Below are 15,906 nucleotides of genomic sequence, written 5' to 3'. Positions count from 1 at the left end.
CATGGCCACCACCGACACCCCCACCACAGGGCCGGTGTGGGACTGGGCCGCCGGTCACGGACCCGTGACCGGCGCCCTGTCCGCCACCACCGGCGCGTTCGCGCTCGCCACCACCGGCGCCGCCACCGGCATGCCCCCCGCATGGGCCCTGGCCGCCGGCGCGGCTGGCGCCATCGGACACACCATCTCCACCCTGCGCGAACGCCTCTCCGCCCGCACCGTCGCCCTGCGGGCATCGTCCTGGCTGCTCGGTGCCGGGTGGACCACGTGGGCCATCACCACCGGCCCGCTTTCCTGGTCCGCGATCGGCTCGCTCGCCGTCCTCGGTGTCGGCATCGGCACCACCGCCCGCTCCACCAGCCTGTATGAGGACGCGCGGGAGCTGGAACTCATCGCGCTGGCGGACCGGCAGGTGGCCGCGGAACTCTCCGCCGAGCGGCGCACGCTGGCCGTCGAGTGGGTGGACCGGATCGCGCGGGTCTGCGGGATCACGGTCACCGTTCTCGCGATCGAGAAGTGGCCCACCGGCTCCGGCTTCACCATCGACGCCGAACTGCCCGGCGCCGCCACCTACGACCAGATCGCCAAGCACGCGGCCGGCCTGTCCGCCGACGCACGTCTGCCGCACGGCTGCACCGCCGCCGCCGGCCCTGGCATCCACCAGGGCCGCGTCCTGATCGACGTCTCCACCGTCAACGTCCTGGCCGACGAGATCGGGTACCCCGCCGACTACGCGCCCCTGTCCATCATGGGCGGGATCCCCTGGGGCGTCCGTGCGGACGGCCGCGACGCGACCGTGTTCCTGCGGGAACAGTGCGGGCTGGTCATCGGCCCCACCGGGTCCGGCAAGACGAACTTCGTCCACACGGTTCTCGCCGGATTCGCCCGCAGCATCGACGTGCTCACGTGGGTGATCGACCTCAACGCCGGATCGGCCGGCCTGCCCTGGGTCCGCCCCGCACTCGATCCGTCCGGCAACCCGCAGTCGGAGACGCGGCCCGGGGTCGACTGGGTCGCCGCCTCCTACACCGAAGCGATGCTCATGCTGGAAACCGCTTTGCGGATCGGCAAGCACCGCAAGGTGGCCTACCAGGACCTCATGACCAGCGCGAACACCGATCTGCTGCCCGTCTCCGCGCAGATCCCACAGATCATGATTGTGATCGATGAGGGTGCCGAGATCCTGGCCAGCAACGACCGTGCCATGCGCAAGCTCGCCGAGAAGATCCTGGAAGTCACCCGGCTGCTGCGGGCCATGGGCATCCGCACCGTCCTGACCGCCCTCGGTGCCACCGGATCGGTCCTGGGCAACCTGATGATCCGCCGGGAGGGCAAAGCCCGCGTCTGCCTGACCGGCGGAGAAGTCGAAGGCATGGACCTGTCCAAGGTGTTCCCCGGAGCACGCGGACTCCGGATCGACCAAGCCCCCTACAAGGGGGCAGGCTTCATCGGCACCCCGGAAGCGTCACCGGGCCTGTTCAAGTCCTGGCGGATCAAGCCCCACCAGATCGCGGACATCGTCACCGCCACCAGCCCGCTCCATCCCCGCCTCGATGCCTCGTCCGCGAAGGCGGCCGGCGCGGACTACGCACGACGCTGGGACACCACCCGCACCGCATGGATGCGCGACAACGACACCGCAACCAACGAGCGGCCCACCACCGGGACGGCCGCGCGGCCGGGAGGACTCAACCTCTCCGCACTCCGCGACAGCGCGGACGCGGCCAACGCCGACGCGCTGGCCCGCAAGTTCCGTGAGCAGATCGACGCGCAGTTCGAAACCGCGCCCGAACCGGCCGCACCCGCTGGCGAGCCGTCGGTGGAGCGCCGGGAGCACGGTCTGAACCTCTCCGCGCTGCGGGACGGCAACGAGGACAACGCCGCCCGGCAAGCCGCGCTCGCCCTGCTCCTCGCCGCCGGGCCCGAGGGAACCGGCGCATCCGCGATCGCCCGCGCTCTCGCCGACGAACACGGCACCAACCGTCAGACCGTCGTCGGATGGCTCAAGGCATGGGCCGAGGACGGCACCGCCGTGCGTATCGGAACGGGCACCAAGACCCGCTACGTCTACCACCGCCACACCCCCGACAACCCGCCCGAGGACTGACCTCCTGTCGCTTGTCGCCCCGGGCCCGAGAAAGGCCACAGACGGCCTCCTGAGAGCCGAAAACGGCTTGTGACCTGCAAGGCGACAAGCGACAAGACAAGACAAGCGACAAGCCGCACGACAAGCCAGACGACAAGCGACACGACAAGCCGGCGCCGGGCAGCACCCCACATCCAGGGGGCTGCCCGGCGCCGTTGACGGGAGCCCCTTGTGCACTCCGAGACCCCGTACGAGATCACCACCATCCCCACCACGCCGACCGGGCCCCGGGCCGAGATGCTGCCGCACGAGATCCCGCCGGGCGTCCAACTCGTCACCCTGCCCGGCGGCGCACGCACTCTCGCCTACACCCACCCCACCGCCACGGCAGCACCCGCGCCCGCCCCGGCCGCTCAGCCGATCCCCACATGGGCCAAGACCACGGCGCTGCTCGTGCCCACCACCGGCGCCGGCATCGCCACCGCCGGCATCGGACTCTCCTACGCCGCACCGGGACTGATCGCCATGAGCCAAGCCCTGTGGTCCGCCGTCGCGCTCATCGCCACCAGCGCCGGCGCCGTCGCCGTCCTCCTCTGGGCCGCCCGCACCCGCACCACCAGCACCCCGCCCACGCAGATCACCCAGAACATCACCGCCACCGGCCTCTTCGGCCGCGCCAACGGCACCATCAACCACTGAGGAGCGCTGTGGCCCTGACCGTCTCCCTCGTCGCCCTGTTCGGACTCGTCCTGTTCTTCCTGGTCCGCTCCCGAAGCCTCACCGTCGGCTCAGCGTTCGTCGCCGCCGGATTCGGGTTCTTCCTCGCCTCCACCGGCGCCGCCGACCCCCTCAACAACTTCGCCGCCGCCGTCATCGACGCCATCCACAACCTGTAGAGGAGAGGACCGCCACGATGCGACTACGTCTCCGCCTCATCGACTGGCCCGCCACCGGCCGCCGCCGACGCACCCTCGTCCTCACCGACACCCCCCGCCCGAACTGCCCCGTCTGCCACGGGGCCGGCGGTGTCGAGCACGAGTACGGCCACCCCGAGACCGGCGAGTACGAGGGCAGCGACTGGGAGCCCTGCCTGTGCTGGACCGGCTACCGCCCCAGGATCCTCCTGCCCCTGCCCCTGCCGCGCCGGCGCCGCACCCCGCCCGGCGGCTACAGCGACGAACCGCCCTTCTAGACACGGTCAGGGCGGCCCGCATCTCGCCAAAGTTCCGGGCCGCCCTGATCTCCATGCTCACTTCACAGAACTGGAGACATCCAGCATGACCCAACCGACCCTCATCCGGCGAGTGCCCGACGGCCGGCCGCGTTTACTGGACCTGTACTCGTGCTCCGGTGGCGCCGGAAAGGGATACGAGGCGGCCGGTTTCGCGGTCTACGGCTGCGACACCGCCGACCGGCCCCGCTACCCCTTCCCCTACCACCAGGGCGACGCCCTGGCCTACCTCGCGGACCTGATCGCGTCCGGCCGGATCCGCCGGTACTCGTTCGTCCACGCGTCCCCGCCGTGCCAACACGGATGCGCGCTGACCGTGGGCACCAACGCCTCCCAGGGCTGGGGCCGCACACACGTCGACCTCGTCGCGCCCACCCGCGAACTGCTCGACAAGACCGGCCTGCCGTACGTCATCGAGCAGCCCAACGGCCGCGCGGAGATCCGCAAGGACCTGACCCTGTGCGGAGAGATGTTCTCGCTGGGAGTGATCCGTCACCGGAACTTCGAGTTGAGCGGATGGGCCATCGAGCAGCCGGCGCACGTTCCGCACCGGGGCCGCGTACGCGGCTACCGGCACGGCCGGTTCTACGACGGCCCCTACGTCGCCGCGTACGGCAATGGCGGCGGCAAGCCCACCGTTCCGGAACTCCAGGAAGCCATGGGCATCACATGGACCGACGTGCGCGAGGAACTGACCGAAGCCATCCCGCCCGCCTACACCGAGTTCATCGGCCGTGCGTTCCTCACGTCCCGGCTGGGGGTGGCCGCGTGACCGGCGTCGACAGTCCGTTCCTGGCTACCGCTCTGGCGCTGGCGTCCGCTGGGGTACCGGTCCTGCCACTGCGGGCGGGGAAGCTGCCCGTCGGCAACTGCCGGTCGTGCGCGGCCGTCGCCTGCGGGGGACGGCCGAACATGCTCGACGCGGGTCCCTGCCGGTGCCCGGCCCCCTGCCACGCATGGGCCGCCGCCACCACCGATCCGGCCGTACTCACCTCCCGGCCCTGGGTGCGTGCGTGGAGGCAGGCCGGGTCCGTCGCCTACCACCCCGGTGGCGCCGGCCTGACCGTGGTCGACCTGGACAACGCGGCGGCCGTCGCATGGGCCCGCACCGCCCTGCCCGCCACCCGCACCGTGACCACGACGCGCGGAGAGCACTGGATCTACCGGGGCGCCATGCCATCGGCCAACGACGTCCGGCCCGGTGTCGACATCAAATCCCGCATGCAGTACGCCCGGTGGCTCGGACCCGGCACCGGCCGCATGGTCGACCTGCCGGCGGCCGTCCGTGCGCTGATCGGGAGGGAAGAGGCCACCCCCCGCCGGGAACGGGGCGGGTTGGTCTCTTCCCTCCCACAACGCGTCACCTGGGACCGGTCGGGCGCCACCGGGTGCCGCCACACCGAACGGTACGTCCGCACCGGCCTGGAGCGCGGCATCACCCTCGTACGCGCCCGCACCGAATCCGGGGCGGGATCGCAGGCGTTCGGCGTCGCCCGGTTCCTGGCCGGCCAGCACACGCAGTGCCCCGGCCCGTGCGGACTCGACACCATCGGCGAACAGATCATCACCGCCGCTGTCTCCGTCGGAGTCCCCGAACCCTACGCACGCCGCGCCGTCACCAACGGCCTCCATACGGGCGGGGAGCGCGCGGCATGAACAAACCATCCCGAAATCCCGCGAACGGCCCGCAGAACGCCGTACAGGGCCCGCCCCGGGCGGCCGTAGGCGAACGAAGGAACGTCGGCCGTAAGGCCGTCCTTTCATCTGTTCGCCCTGACCCGCACACGGTCACCGTGACCGGCATCCGCCCCGGCCTCCACATCCAGGGACTGGACCGGGGACAGATCCCCGTCGCCGACTGGCTCTGTGCGTGCGGCCACCACGAACGCGCACGCGGCAAGACCGCCGTACGGCAGCTCTCCGCACGCGCCCGCACCGGGCACTGCCCGCACCACGCCACCACCGAAGGGAGGGCGGCCTCATGACTCCACAGCCTGTGGGCAGTCCCGACCTGTGGGCCGGACTGCCCACCCTGGAAGAACCGCACGGTGAAGGCGACACGGCCCCGGACGTGTGGGAGGACCCTATTCCTCTCACCGGCCGTCGTGAGCGTCCGTCGTTCCCCGCGCACGTCTTCCCCGCGTGGCTGGGGGACTTCGTGGCGGCCGTCGCGGAAGAGACGCAGACCCCCGTGGACCTTGCCGGATCCATCGCCTTGTCCGTGCTCGCCACGGCGGCCGGCGGCCGGTCCGTGGTCCACGTGCGCGGGAACTGGCGCGAGCCCACCAACCTCTACACCGTGGTCGCGCTCCCGCCCGCCAACCGCAAGTCCGCCGTCTTCGCACTGCTCACCAACCCCCTCTACGAGGCGGAGAAGCAACTCCAGGCGGTCATGAAGCCCGTGATCGTGGAAGCGGAGCTGACGGCGCGGCTGGCCAAGGAAGCGGCGGACAAGGCCGCCGCCAGGGCCGCGTCCGCCGACGGGGACAAGCGGGATGAGATGGTGGCGACCGCCGTTGGTCTCGCGCAGACCGCCGACACGCTCACCGTGCCCGTCGAACCGGTGCTGCTGGCCGATGACTCCACCCCTGAGACGGTCACCTCGCTCATGGCCGAGCAGGGCGGCCGGCTGTCGGTGATGAGCGCTGAGGGCGGCATCTTCGACATCATCGCCGGCCGCTACTCCGGTGCCCCCAACATGGAGGTCTTCCTCAAGGGGCATGCGGGGGACCGGCTGAGGGTCAACCGGCAGACACGCCGCGAATACATCGAGGCCCCTGCCCTCAGCATCGGTCTGGCCGTACAGCCGGACGTACTGAGGGACATCGGGAAGGTGAAGGGGTTCGAGGGGCGCGGACTGCTGGCCCGCTTCCTGTACTCCCTGCCGGTGTCCACGGTCGGTGAACGCGAGATCATCACCGACCCCGTCCCCGAGCAGACGGCCGCCACCTACACCGCGCGGGTCATCGACCTGACCCTGTCCCTCGCTGAGTGGACGGACCCGGCCGTCATCCAGCTCAGCCCGGATGCCGACAAGGCTCTGATCAGGTATCAGGAACAAGTCGAACCGCAGCTCAAATCGCGTGGCGGGAAGCTGGGGCACATCTCGAACTGGGCCGGGAAGCTCGCCGGTGCGACCGCCCGCATGGCCGCGCTGCTCCACCTCGCCGAGCATGGCGGCAACGGCTACGCCCACCCGGTCACCGGCGCCACCATGGAAGCGGCCATCGAGCTGGGCGAGTACTACACCGCCCACGCTGTTGCCGTGTTCGACGTCATGGGCGCGGACCCGGTCCTCTCCCGGGCCCGCAGCGTCCTGGAAGCGTTCCGGGACAACGGGTGGGAGGACGTCAGCCGGCGGGACGTGTTCACTGTCCTGTCCCGCAGCGAGGTGCCCACCGTCGCGGACCTGGAACCGGCCCTCGCGCTGCTGGAAGACCACGGATACCTGCGGTCCTACCAGCCCGAGCGCACCGGCAAGCGCGGACGGCCCCCCGCGCCCCGGCTACAGGCTCACCCCGCCCTACGGCACGGCGGCCGGTAACCCGCCCGAGCCCTCAACCTCTCCCGCATAAACCGCAAAATCCGCAGAAAAGCCTGAACACCCCGCTGACCAGCGGCGGAGCCCAGCCCCATCCCGGGCGGGTGGTGCTCCGCACAATCCCGCGATATTCCGCAAAAAAGCGAGCGCGCCGCCCGCCACGGCGGGCTACCGGGCGCCCCTGATTTTTGCGGAATATCGCGGGTTTCTGCGGAGCACCACCCGCCGCACCACCGCGCCACATCACCGCAGGTCAGCAACCCCGCCCGGGTTTTCTGCGGATATTGCGGTTTGTGCGGCGGCACCTGCCCATGAACTCAGCCTCACAGGAGCGAGCCGTGGACGAACACACCACCACCCCCGCCGCCACTGCCGAAGACCCGACCCTGGTTCTCCTCACGGTTGAAGAAGCCGCCCGCCGACTCCGAATCGGCCGGACCACATGCTTCGCGCTCATCCGCACCGGAGAACTGGAGTCCATCGACGTGGGCCGTCTCCGACGCGTCCCCGCAGACGCGCCCGCCGAATACGTCGCACGCCGGCGCGCGGCCAAACGAGCCGCTTGACGACGCCCGGGGTGGCGCGACTACCGGACCGGACAGCGCGCCGCCCCGGCCCCCGCCTCGAACACCAAGGAGCAGGAGCCTGCCTGTGGCAGAGAAAAAGAAGAAGGGCACCCGCCGCGCCAACGGCGAATCGGCCGTCTACTTCGGGGCTGACGGCCGTTGGCACGCCCGTGTACCGATGGGCTACAAGGACAACGGGGAGCCGTACCGCCGGCACGTGACGCGCCCGACACGCGATGAACTCGTTGACGAAGTTCGGCGCCTTGAGAAGCAGCGGGACGCGGGTTCGGCGAGTCAGCCCGGCAAGCCGTGGACGGTTGAGAAGTGGCTTCAGCACTGGGTTGAGAACATCGCCAAGCCGACTGTCAGCGAGAACACGTACGACGGGTACGAGGTCGCCGTTCGCGTGCACCTCGTGCCCGGTGTCGGCAAGCACCGCCTTGACCGCTTGCAGCCCGAGCACCTGGAGAGCCTGTATCGCCGTATGCAGGCGAACGGGGAGCGCAAGGCGGGCACGGCTCACCAGGCCCACCGCACCGCTCGAACCGCGCTGGGTGAGGCGGTGCGACGCGGCTACGCGGCGAAGAACGCCGCTGCACTGGCGAAGCCGCCGCGGATCGAAGAGGACGAATCAGAGGTAGAGCCCTACTCCGTAGAAGAGGTTCAACGCTTGTTGCTCGAAGCCAACAAGCGCCGGAACAGTGCTCGTTGGATGCTGGCCCTGGCGCTCGGGCTGCGACAGGGCGAGACGCTCGGACTGCGCTGGTCTGATGTCGACCTTGCCAACGAGTACCTGAAGCTGCGCCGGAACCGTCTGCGCCCCAGGTACGAGCACGGATGCCCGGAAGCCTCACCCTGTGGCCGGAAGGCGGGGTACTGCCCGGACAAGGTGCAGGTTCGGCGCGAGACCAAGAACACCAAGTCCCGGGCGGGCCGGCGGGCCGTGCCCTTGCCCGGACCGCTGGTCTCGATGCTCCGGGCCCATGCCGAGACACAGAAGCGGGAGCGCAAGACGGCCGGCGACCTGTGGGTGGAGTCGGACTACGTGTTCACCAAGCCGCTGGGCGGCCCTCTGAGCCCGAACACCGACTATCACGACTGGAAGCGGCTGCTGGACGACGCGGGGGTTCGGAACGCCCGGTTGCACGATGCCCGGCACACGGCCGCCACCGTGCTCATGCTGCTCGGCGTCCCGGCGCGCGTCATTGATCAGATCATGGGGTGGGAGCCGGGCACGTCCGACAGCATGCGAGCGAGGTACCTGCATGTGCCGGACGCCATGCTCAAGGACGTCGCCCGGAAGATCGCCGAAGCCATCTGGGGCCCCTCGGAAACGTCCCCTGTGGACAAAAACCAGGACAACGGCGGCTGAGTGGACAACGAAGCGGCCTCGCTGCGATCAGCGAGGCCGCTTCGTTTCGCCTGTTCAGGCGGCTGCGGAGGATACGAGATTCGAACTCGTGAGGGGTTGCCCCCAACACGCTTTCCAAGCGTGCGCCCTAGGCCTCTAGGCGAATCCTCCGCCGCAAACAATACAAGACGTTGAGGAGTGCTAGCGAACTCGTTCCCAGGTGCCGGCATCGGGTACTGTGGGCGCAGCCCCTCACGTGGCGCTATCTGACTGAACTCCCCCAGGGCCGGAAGGCAGCAAGGGTAGGTCGGCTCTGGCGGGTGCGTGGGGGGCGCTTGCGTGTGCGGGCGGGGAGCGGGGGACGGAGGGGCGGCGTGTTGTCGTAGGGGGCCGATATCGTCGTAGGTGTGTCGTCCCTTGCGCTGTACCGCCGCTACCGCCCCGAGTCCTTCGCCGAGGTCATTGGCCAGGAGCATGTCACCGACCCGCTCCAGCAGGCCCTGCGGAACAACCGGGTCAATCACGCCTACCTGTTCAGCGGGCCGCGGGGCTGTGGGAAGACGACCAGTGCGCGCATCCTCGCGCGGTGTCTGAACTGTGAGCAGGGGCCCACGCCCACGCCGTGCGGGGAGTGTCAGTCCTGTCGGGACCTCGCGCGGAACGGGCCGGGGTCGATCGACGTCATCGAGATCGACGCCGCGTCGCACGGAGGCGTGGACGACGCCCGTGATCTCCGGGAGAAGGCGTTCTTCGGGCCCGCGAGCAGCCGGTACAAGATCTACATCATCGACGAGGCGCACATGGTCACCTCGGCGGGGTTCAACGCCCTGCTGAAGGTCGTGGAGGAGCCGCCCGAGCATCTCAAGTTCATCTTCGCGACGACCGAGCCGGAGAAGGTCATCGGCACGATCCGGTCGCGTACGCACCACTACCCCTTCCGGCTCGTGCCGCCCGGGACGCTGCGGGACTATCTCGGCGAGGTGTGCGGCAAGGAGCGGATCCCCGTCGAGGACGGAGTCCTGCCGCTGGTCGTACGGGCCGGGGGCGGCTCGGTGCGGGACTCGATGTCCGTCATGGACCAGCTGCTCGCGGGCGCGGCCGAGGACGGTGTGACGTATGCCATGGCCACGGCCCTGCTCGGTTATACGGACGGCTCCCTGCTCGATTCCGTCGTCGACGCGTTCGCGGCGGGCGACGGGGCCGCGGCGTTCGAGGTGGTGGACCGGGTCATCGAGGGGGGCAACGATCCCCGGCGCTTTGTCGCCGACCTGCTGGAGCGCCTCCGTGACCTGGTCATTCTCGCCGCCGTGCCGGATGCCGGGGAGAAGGGGCTGATCGACGCCCCGGCCGATGTCGTCGAGCGCATGCAGGCGCAGGCATCGGTCTTCGGGGCCGCGGAGCTCAGTCGGGCGGCCGATCTGGTCAATACCGGGTTGACGGAGATGCGGGGTGCCACCTCGCCCCGGCTCCAGCTGGAGCTGATCTGCGCGCGCGTCCTGTTGCCCGCCGCGTTCGACGACGAGCGTTCGGTCCGGGCGAGGCTCGACCGGCTGGAGCGCGGGGCGGCCGCGGCCGCGTCGGTCGCGGGCGCCGCGTTCACGGCCGGACCTGGGCAGGGCCCCCCGGCGGGGTACGTACCGGAGCCCGGCGGGCACGCTCCCGTACCGCCGGCCACGCCGGCTCCCGCTCCGGCGGTTCCCGGTCCCGCGGCTTCCGGCCCCCCTCCGGCCCCGGTGCCCCCGGCTCCGGCGCAGGCTCCTTCCACGCCGGCCACGCAGCCGACGCAGTCCCCACCGCAGTCCGCACCGGAGCCCGCGGCCGAGCGGCAGCGGCCCGGGGCGTGGCCAGGCGCCGCCGGAGCGGAGGGCGGCCGTCGGCCCGGCGGCTGGCCCACCGCCTCGCCACCCGGGCAGGGCGCGGCCCCCGCCCGGCCGGCGGCCGCCGCCCCGCAGTCCGGTGGCGCGCCCGCCGGCGCGCCGGGGCAGGGGCCGGGGCCGGGCACGGCCCAGGGCGCCGGGCAGGTGCGCAACATGTGGCCGGACATCCTGGAGGCCGTCAAGAACCGCCGCCGCTTCACCTGGATCCTGCTGAGTCAGAACGCGCAGGTCGCGGGCTTCGACGGGACGACGCTCCAGCTCGGCTTCATCAACGCCGGCGCCCGTGACAACTTCACCAGCAGCGGCAGCGAGGAGGTGCTCCGCCAGGCCCTCGCCGAGCAGTTCCACGTCCAGTGGAAGATCGAGGCGATCATCGACCCGTCCGGCGGGTCCGCCCCGCCGTCCGCCCCTGGTGGAGGCGGTGGTTACGGCGGTGGCGGCTACGGAAACGGTGGCTACGGCAACGCCGGTGGCGGTCACGGAAGCAGCGGTGGCGGATTCGGAGGCGCGGGCACGGGCTCGGCCGCCGGTGGCGGATCCGGCGGAGGCGGTTACGGAGCCCCGGCGTCCGGCGGCGGTTACGGAGCCCCCGCGTCCGGCGGTGGCAATGGCGGCCCCGGCTCCCGCCCTCCGGCCGGTGACGCGCCCGCGGCGCCGGCTCCGTTCCAGTCGTCGTCCTCGTCCGCGTCGCAACGGCTCGGCACCGCCGCTCCCGGCTCCTCCTCCGTCCCGTCCTCGGCCGAGCCGGCCCAGGGGGACAGACCCGCCTCGCCTCCGCCGCGGCCCTCGGTGTCGCTGGAGGACGACATTCCGGAGGAGGACGATCCGGATCTGGTCGACTCCGCCCTCTCCGGCCACGACCTCATCGTCCGCGAGCTCGGCGCCACGGTGGTGGAGGAATATACGAACGAATGACGGCGCCTCACCTGTGGTCCCGTCCAAGATCCGCACGGGCCCGCACGCTACCGGGCGCGCCTTCCGGGCTAGGCTGCCTCCCGTGAAGGTCCTTGTCATCGGCGGCGGCGCCCGCGAACACGCCCTGTGCCGCTCTCTCTCCCTCGACCCCGACGTCACCGCTCTGCACTGCGCGCCCGGCAACGCCGGGATCGCCGAGGTGGCGGAGCTGCATCCGGTGGACGCGCTGGACGGTACGGCCGTGGCCCGGCTCGCCACCGAGCTGGCGGCCGAGCTGGTCGTGGTCGGCCCCGAGGCGCCGCTGGTGGCCGGGGTGGCCGATGCCGTACGCGACGCGGGCGTCCCGTGCTTCGGCCCGTCGCGCGAGGCCGCCGAGCTGGAGGGTTCCAAGGCGTTCGCCAAGGACGTGATGGCGGCGGCGAACGTGCCGACGGCGCGTAGCTACGTCTGCACCACCCCCCAGCAGATCGATGACGCGCTGGACGCCTTCGGCCCGCCGTACGTCGTCAAGGACGACGGGCTCGCGGCAGGCAAGGGCGTGGTCGTCACCGAGGACCGTGCCGCCGCCCGTGAGCACGCGCTCGCCTGCGGCCGGGTGGTCGTCGAGGAGTTCCTGGACGGCCCCGAGGTCTCGCTCTTCGCCATCACCGACGGCGAGACGGTCCTGCCGCTCCAGCCCGCGCAGGACTTCAAGCGCGCGCTCGACAACGACGAGGGGCCCAATACCGGCGGTATGGGCGCGTACTCCCCGCTGCCCTGGGCGGATCCCAAGCTGGTGGCGGAGGTCCTGGACACGGTCCTCCAGCCCACCGTCGACGAACTGCGCCGCCGTGGCACTCCCTTCGCCGGGCTCCTGTACGCAGGTCTCGCGATCACCGGCCGGGGGGTACGGGTCATCGAGTTCAACGCCCGCTTCGGCGACCCGGAGACCCAGGTGGTCCTGGCCCGGCTCAAGACCCCGCTCGCCGCCGTCCTGCTGGGCGCGGCCAACGGCACGCTGGCCGATCTGCCGCCGCTGGCGTGGCGTGACGACGCCGCCGTCACGGTGGTCGTCGCCTCGCACAACTATCCGGGCACCCCGCGCACGGGCGACCCCGTCGAGGGACTGGACGAGATCGCCGCACAGGACGCCCCGGAGGCGTACGTCCTGCACGCCGGGACCCGGCTGGACAGCGGCAGGGTCGTGAGTTCCGGCGGCAGGGTGCTCTCGGTCACGGCGACGGGCCAGGACCTGAAGCAGGCGCGAGAGCGCGCGTACACCGCGCTCGGGCGCGTCCGCCTGGCGGACTCCCAGCACCGTACGGACATCGCCCGCGCGGCGGCGGAAGGCTGAGCGGGGCGGTACGAGCGGGACGGTGCCCGGGCGGGTACGTCTGTCTGAATCCGGGCGGGGGTCCGGCCACGCCTTGGAGCCCCCTCCCCGCTTCCCCGCGCTTCTACCGGTTTAGCCTGTTCTCTGTCGTTTCTGTCGTTTCTGCCGTTCCGGCCTGTCTGCCGGTCCATTCGGTCCGCCGCCCAGTTCTGTGCCGCCCGCTCGGTCAGGGGGCGGCAGTCCAGTGGGCGTACGTCAGCAGCTTTGCCCAGAGCCATTCCATCGAGTGACGAACAGGCCATCTGGATGACGTGCTTCAGGGCCCGAACTAGGGTCGGCGCATGCGTTCCGGCACTTGGCTCACCGACATTGCGATGTCAGTGGCGGGTGCCACTCTGGGGGAGTGAGCAACGCAGCCGCACGGGCCACAGGGCAGAGGGGGTGAGGGTCCGACCATGTCCGCTTCCGCTATCGGGGACGAGCTGGGCGCGCGGGGCGCCCGTGTCCGGGCGCTCGCCGTGCTGCGCGTGCGCAGCAGGGCGCTGGCCGTCGCTCTCCTGCCCGCGGCCGTCGCGGTCGTCCTGCTGGTCGGTGGGGCCACGGGCAGGCTGAGCGGCGCGGGCTGGGGCACCGCCCGCTGGGCCGTGACCGGGTTCGCGGTGCTCGTGCTGTTCGTCGCCGGGGCCGTCGCCGCCGTGATCGCCCGCGCCAGACCGGCCCTGAGCCCCACGGTCGGAGTCACGGAACAGGCGGCCCCCGATCTGTACCGGCTGGTCCATGACCTCGCCGAGCGGCTCGACGTACCCGCCCCCTCCGCCATAGCCCTCACACCGGACTGCGACAGCTGGCTGGAGGACCGTACCCACCCGGCGTACGGGCCCGAGCGCGACCGAGGGCCGGATACGGGTACGGGCACGGGCGTGGACGGGGAGAGCCGGGGGCAGCGGGCGCGTGGCGCCGGCGGCGGTTTCCGGCTCGGTCGTGGGCTTCGTGGTCGTGAGGAAGAGCGGCCGGCGCCCGCCGCGCCCGTCCTCGTGATCGGTTCACCCTTCCTGTGGTGGATGCGCGTCGCCGAGCTGCGAGCCGTGCTCGCCCCGGTCGTCGCCGGCACGGGCCCTTCGGCGCACCCCGACATAGCCGCCGCCCGCCGCTTCGTCCGCGGTCTGGACGCGGCGGTCGCAGCCGCGGCCCGCCCCGGCAACGGTCCGGTACGGAGACTGGCGCTCGGCTTCGTCGGCCGTGTCGCACGGGTGTTGCTGCGCGGCTGCGGCGAGCATGCCTCGCTGATGGAACGAGGCGTCGCGGCGGCCGCCTCCGAGCGTGCCCTGGCGGTGGACTACGGCCTGCGGATCCTCGCGCAGGAGCAGGTGGGGCTGGCCTACGCGGGCTGGGACCGGCTGCTGACCCGCGTGGCCCTGCCCGCCTGGCGCATGGGCCGCTGGCCGTCGCGCCTGGACGCCGGAGTGGTCTCCGCCCTCACGGAGCTCTCCCGGCGCGACCGGCTGGCCGAGGGGTTCGCCTCCCGGCTCGGCGAGCGGCCCGCCTGCGATCTGCTCGAGGAGCCCGGTGTGGTGGACGAGGCGGCCTCGCTGCTGGCCGCACGGCTGTTCCACGGCGGGCCGGCGGACACCGGTCCGGACTGGTCGCCGGTGGACTGGCAGCAGTATCCGGAAGAGGTCGTCGACCGTAAATGGCGTACGGAAGCGGCGAGATTGCACCGGGTCCTGGACGGCATGGCGGTACGGCCCGCACCCGGCTCCGTCGGCTCCTCCGGCTCCTCCGGCTCCGTCGACTCTTCCGGTTCCGTCGTCCCATCCGCTTCCTCCGTGCCCTCCCGCTCGGTCGGCTCCTCCGGTTTCCCCGGCTCCTCCGTCCCCTCCGGTGCCGCGCCGGGGGACGGCCCCCGGCCGAGGCCGGGATTCGCTCCGGGAGCCGGGCCCACGCCGGCCCCCGGGCCCACCCTGGCCCGGGTCATGGACCATCTCTCGGGCCAGGACGGCCCGGCGGTCGAGGCCGGTGACGCCCTGGCCGCCGGGATCAGTGCCGAGCTGGCCCGGGAGGAGGCCGCGGCGCCGCGTATCCCGGCCGAGGCGGCGGGCGGGGCGCTGGTCCACTGGGGCGCGGACCCGCTGCCGCTGTTCCCGCTCCAGCCGCCCCGTACGGGCCGTGAGCTGCTGGCCGACCATGTGACGGCCATGGTCTGCTGCTCCGCCGTGGACACGGCGGGCGCGGCCCCGGGCCTGGACTGGCTCGACGGCCCGACCCTGCTGGTCGACGGCGAGCGCCGGGCGGACCTGGGCGCCCGGGTCCTCAGCCTGGTTGAAGGCGGCGACGCGGAGCCGCTCCGTGCCTGGCTGACGGCGCTGGGGGTACGGGCGGAGAAGCCGGTACGGCTGGTCTGAGCGCCTGAGCGCCTGAGCGCCTGAGCGCCTGAGCGCCTGAGCGCCTGAGCGCCTGAGCGCCTGAGCGCCTGGGCGGCTGGGCGTCCGAGCGGGTGGAGTGCCCGAGTGCCCGAGTGCTTGAGCGGCTGAGCCGTGGCCGGGTGCGTACGGCCTCGGGGCCGTAAGCCGTGCCGCGTCCGTGCGGACCCGGCTCGCACGCGGGGGCCAGGAGTCCTGTGTCCGGCAGCGCGGTCAAGTGGCGAGTGCGCTCCCATCACCGCACACTCCCTGCTCGGGCGCATGGCGTACCGCAACCGGACAGCCCACTCCCATGTCCAGCCCCCGCCCCTGCCGGTGTACGTCAACGCCTACGTCAACCGCCCCATGCGGCGTCCCCTCATGGGCCCGCTCCGGTTCCCCGTCGACCGCCGACGGACTCGGCCGCGCTCCGCACCTGACGCCCGCGCTCCCCCCGCGGACGCCGCTGCGCCCCTCCGTACACCCCGCGCTACCCGCCACGCCACATTGCCCCGTACCGCGTCGCACATCCGGAGTAGGCCGTTCCACTAACGTCAATTCGCGACGAACGGTGACGGCGTGCAAGCGTTATGTGATGTGCTGGAGGTGAACGCCGGCCTTCGGGGTG

Annotated in this window: 13 protein-coding genes, 1 tRNA gene and 1 other RNA gene; 14 read left to right on the top strand and 1 reads right to left on the bottom strand. The window is 71.9% G+C overall.

Features of this window, described 5'->3' with window-relative positions:
- Nucleotide 1 precedes the first annotated feature (1 nt).
- The 10 genes from IG02_RS0123715 to IG02_RS0123670 all read left to right on the top strand — a co-directional run bounded on the left by IG02_RS0123715 (nucleotide 2) and on the right by IG02_RS0123670 (nucleotide 8,796).
- Complete coding sequence (locus tag IG02_RS0123715; protein WP_030751658.1) at nucleotides 2-2,107, top strand: hypothetical protein; 2,106 nt, start codon at nucleotides 2-4, stop codon at nucleotides 2,105-2,107.
- 210 nt (nucleotides 2,108-2,317) lie between these two features.
- Nucleotides 2,318-2,785, top strand: coding sequence for a hypothetical protein (locus IG02_RS0123710; protein ID WP_030751655.1), 468 nt, complete (start codon nucleotides 2,318-2,320; stop codon nucleotides 2,783-2,785).
- Nucleotides 2,786-2,793: 8 nt separating this feature from the next.
- Nucleotides 2,794-2,982 carry a hypothetical protein gene (locus IG02_RS0123705; protein ID WP_030751652.1) on the top strand — a complete coding sequence of 63 codons (189 nt, stop codon included), beginning with the start codon at nucleotides 2,794-2,796 and terminating at the stop codon, nucleotides 2,980-2,982.
- Between the two features lie 17 nt (nucleotides 2,983-2,999).
- Complete coding sequence (locus IG02_RS0123700; protein WP_030751649.1) at nucleotides 3,000-3,278, top strand: hypothetical protein; 279 nt, start codon at nucleotides 3,000-3,002, stop codon at nucleotides 3,276-3,278.
- An 85-nt stretch (nucleotides 3,279-3,363) separates the two neighbouring features.
- Nucleotides 3,364-4,089, top strand: coding sequence for a DNA cytosine methyltransferase (locus IG02_RS0123695; RefSeq protein WP_030751646.1), 726 nt, complete (start codon nucleotides 3,364-3,366; stop codon nucleotides 4,087-4,089).
- Nucleotides 4,086-4,973, top strand: coding sequence for a bifunctional DNA primase/polymerase (locus IG02_RS0123690; RefSeq protein WP_030751642.1), 888 nt, complete (start codon nucleotides 4,086-4,088; stop codon nucleotides 4,971-4,973). The genes IG02_RS0123695 and IG02_RS0123690 overlap by 4 nt, the downstream gene beginning before the upstream one ends.
- Before the next feature lie 137 nt (nucleotides 4,974-5,110).
- Nucleotides 5,111-5,302, top strand: coding sequence for a hypothetical protein (locus tag IG02_RS0123685; RefSeq protein ID WP_051765589.1), 192 nt, complete (start codon nucleotides 5,111-5,113; stop codon nucleotides 5,300-5,302).
- An 11-nt stretch (nucleotides 5,303-5,313) separates the two neighbouring features.
- Nucleotides 5,314-6,861 carry a YfjI family protein gene (locus tag IG02_RS0123680; RefSeq protein WP_030751636.1) on the top strand — a complete coding sequence of 516 codons (1,548 nt, stop codon included), beginning with the start codon at nucleotides 5,314-5,316 and terminating at the stop codon, nucleotides 6,859-6,861.
- Nucleotides 6,862-7,196: 335 nt separating this feature from the next.
- Nucleotides 7,197-7,424 (top strand): excisionase family DNA-binding protein, encoded by a 228-nt coding sequence (locus IG02_RS0123675; RefSeq protein WP_030751633.1) that lies wholly within the window; start codon nucleotides 7,197-7,199, stop codon nucleotides 7,422-7,424.
- Nucleotides 7,425-7,509: 85 nt separating this feature from the next.
- Nucleotides 7,510-8,796, top strand: a complete 1,287-nt coding sequence (locus tag IG02_RS0123670; protein WP_030751631.1) for a tyrosine-type recombinase/integrase — start codon at nucleotides 7,510-7,512, stop codon at nucleotides 8,794-8,796.
- A 65-nt stretch (nucleotides 8,797-8,861) separates the two neighbouring features.
- On the opposite strand, the gene IG02_RS0123665 is transcribed toward IG02_RS0123670, so the two are convergent.
- Nucleotides 8,862-8,946, bottom strand: a tRNA-Ser gene (locus IG02_RS0123665).
- 72 nt (nucleotides 8,947-9,018) lie between these two features.
- Between IG02_RS0123665 and ffs the strand changes: the two genes are divergently transcribed.
- The 4 genes from ffs to IG02_RS0123650 all read left to right on the top strand — a co-directional run bounded on the left by ffs (nucleotide 9,019) and on the right by IG02_RS0123650 (nucleotide 15,281).
- Nucleotides 9,019-9,117: signal recognition particle sRNA small type (ffs, locus tag IG02_RS38430), an RNA gene on the top strand.
- Between the two features lie 65 nt (nucleotides 9,118-9,182).
- Entirely contained in the window at nucleotides 9,183-11,567 is a 2,385-nt protein-coding gene (locus tag IG02_RS0123660; protein WP_030751629.1) for a DNA polymerase III subunit gamma and tau, read from the top strand.
- 82 nt (nucleotides 11,568-11,649) lie between these two features.
- Entirely contained in the window at nucleotides 11,650-12,900 is a 1,251-nt protein-coding gene (gene purD / locus IG02_RS0123655; RefSeq protein WP_030751626.1) for a phosphoribosylamine--glycine ligase, read from the top strand.
- Between the two features lie 434 nt (nucleotides 12,901-13,334).
- Nucleotides 13,335-15,281: a hypothetical protein gene (locus tag IG02_RS0123650; RefSeq protein ID WP_030751623.1), complete on the top strand. Its 1,947-nt coding sequence runs from the start codon at nucleotides 13,335-13,337 to the stop codon at nucleotides 15,279-15,281.
- The last annotated feature ends 625 nt before the right edge of the window (nucleotides 15,282-15,906 follow it).

This window comes from Streptomyces sp. NRRL F-5135, assembly GCF_000719775.1.
GTDB classification, from domain to species: Bacteria; Actinomycetota; Actinomycetes; order Streptomycetales; family Streptomycetaceae; genus Streptomyces; species Streptomyces hebeiensis.
The sequence above is the reverse complement of the archived record's forward strand: the minus strand, read 5'-3'. Positions and strand labels throughout refer to the sequence as shown.

Excerpts from the sequence above, each read along its gene's own strand:
- IG02_RS0123715 (WP_030751658.1), top strand. The coding sequence starts at position 2 with ATGGCCACCACCGACACCCCCACCACAGGGCCGGTGTGGGACTGGGCC.
- IG02_RS0123700 (WP_030751649.1), top strand. The coding sequence starts at position 3,000 with ATGCGACTACGTCTCCGCCTCATCGACTGGCCCGCCACCGGCCGCCGC.
- IG02_RS0123695 (WP_030751646.1), top strand. The coding sequence starts at position 3,364 with ATGACCCAACCGACCCTCATCCGGCGAGTGCCCGACGGCCGGCCGCGT.
- IG02_RS0123650 (WP_030751623.1), top strand. The coding sequence starts at position 13,335 with ATGTCCGCTTCCGCTATCGGGGACGAGCTGGGCGCGCGGGGCGCCCGT.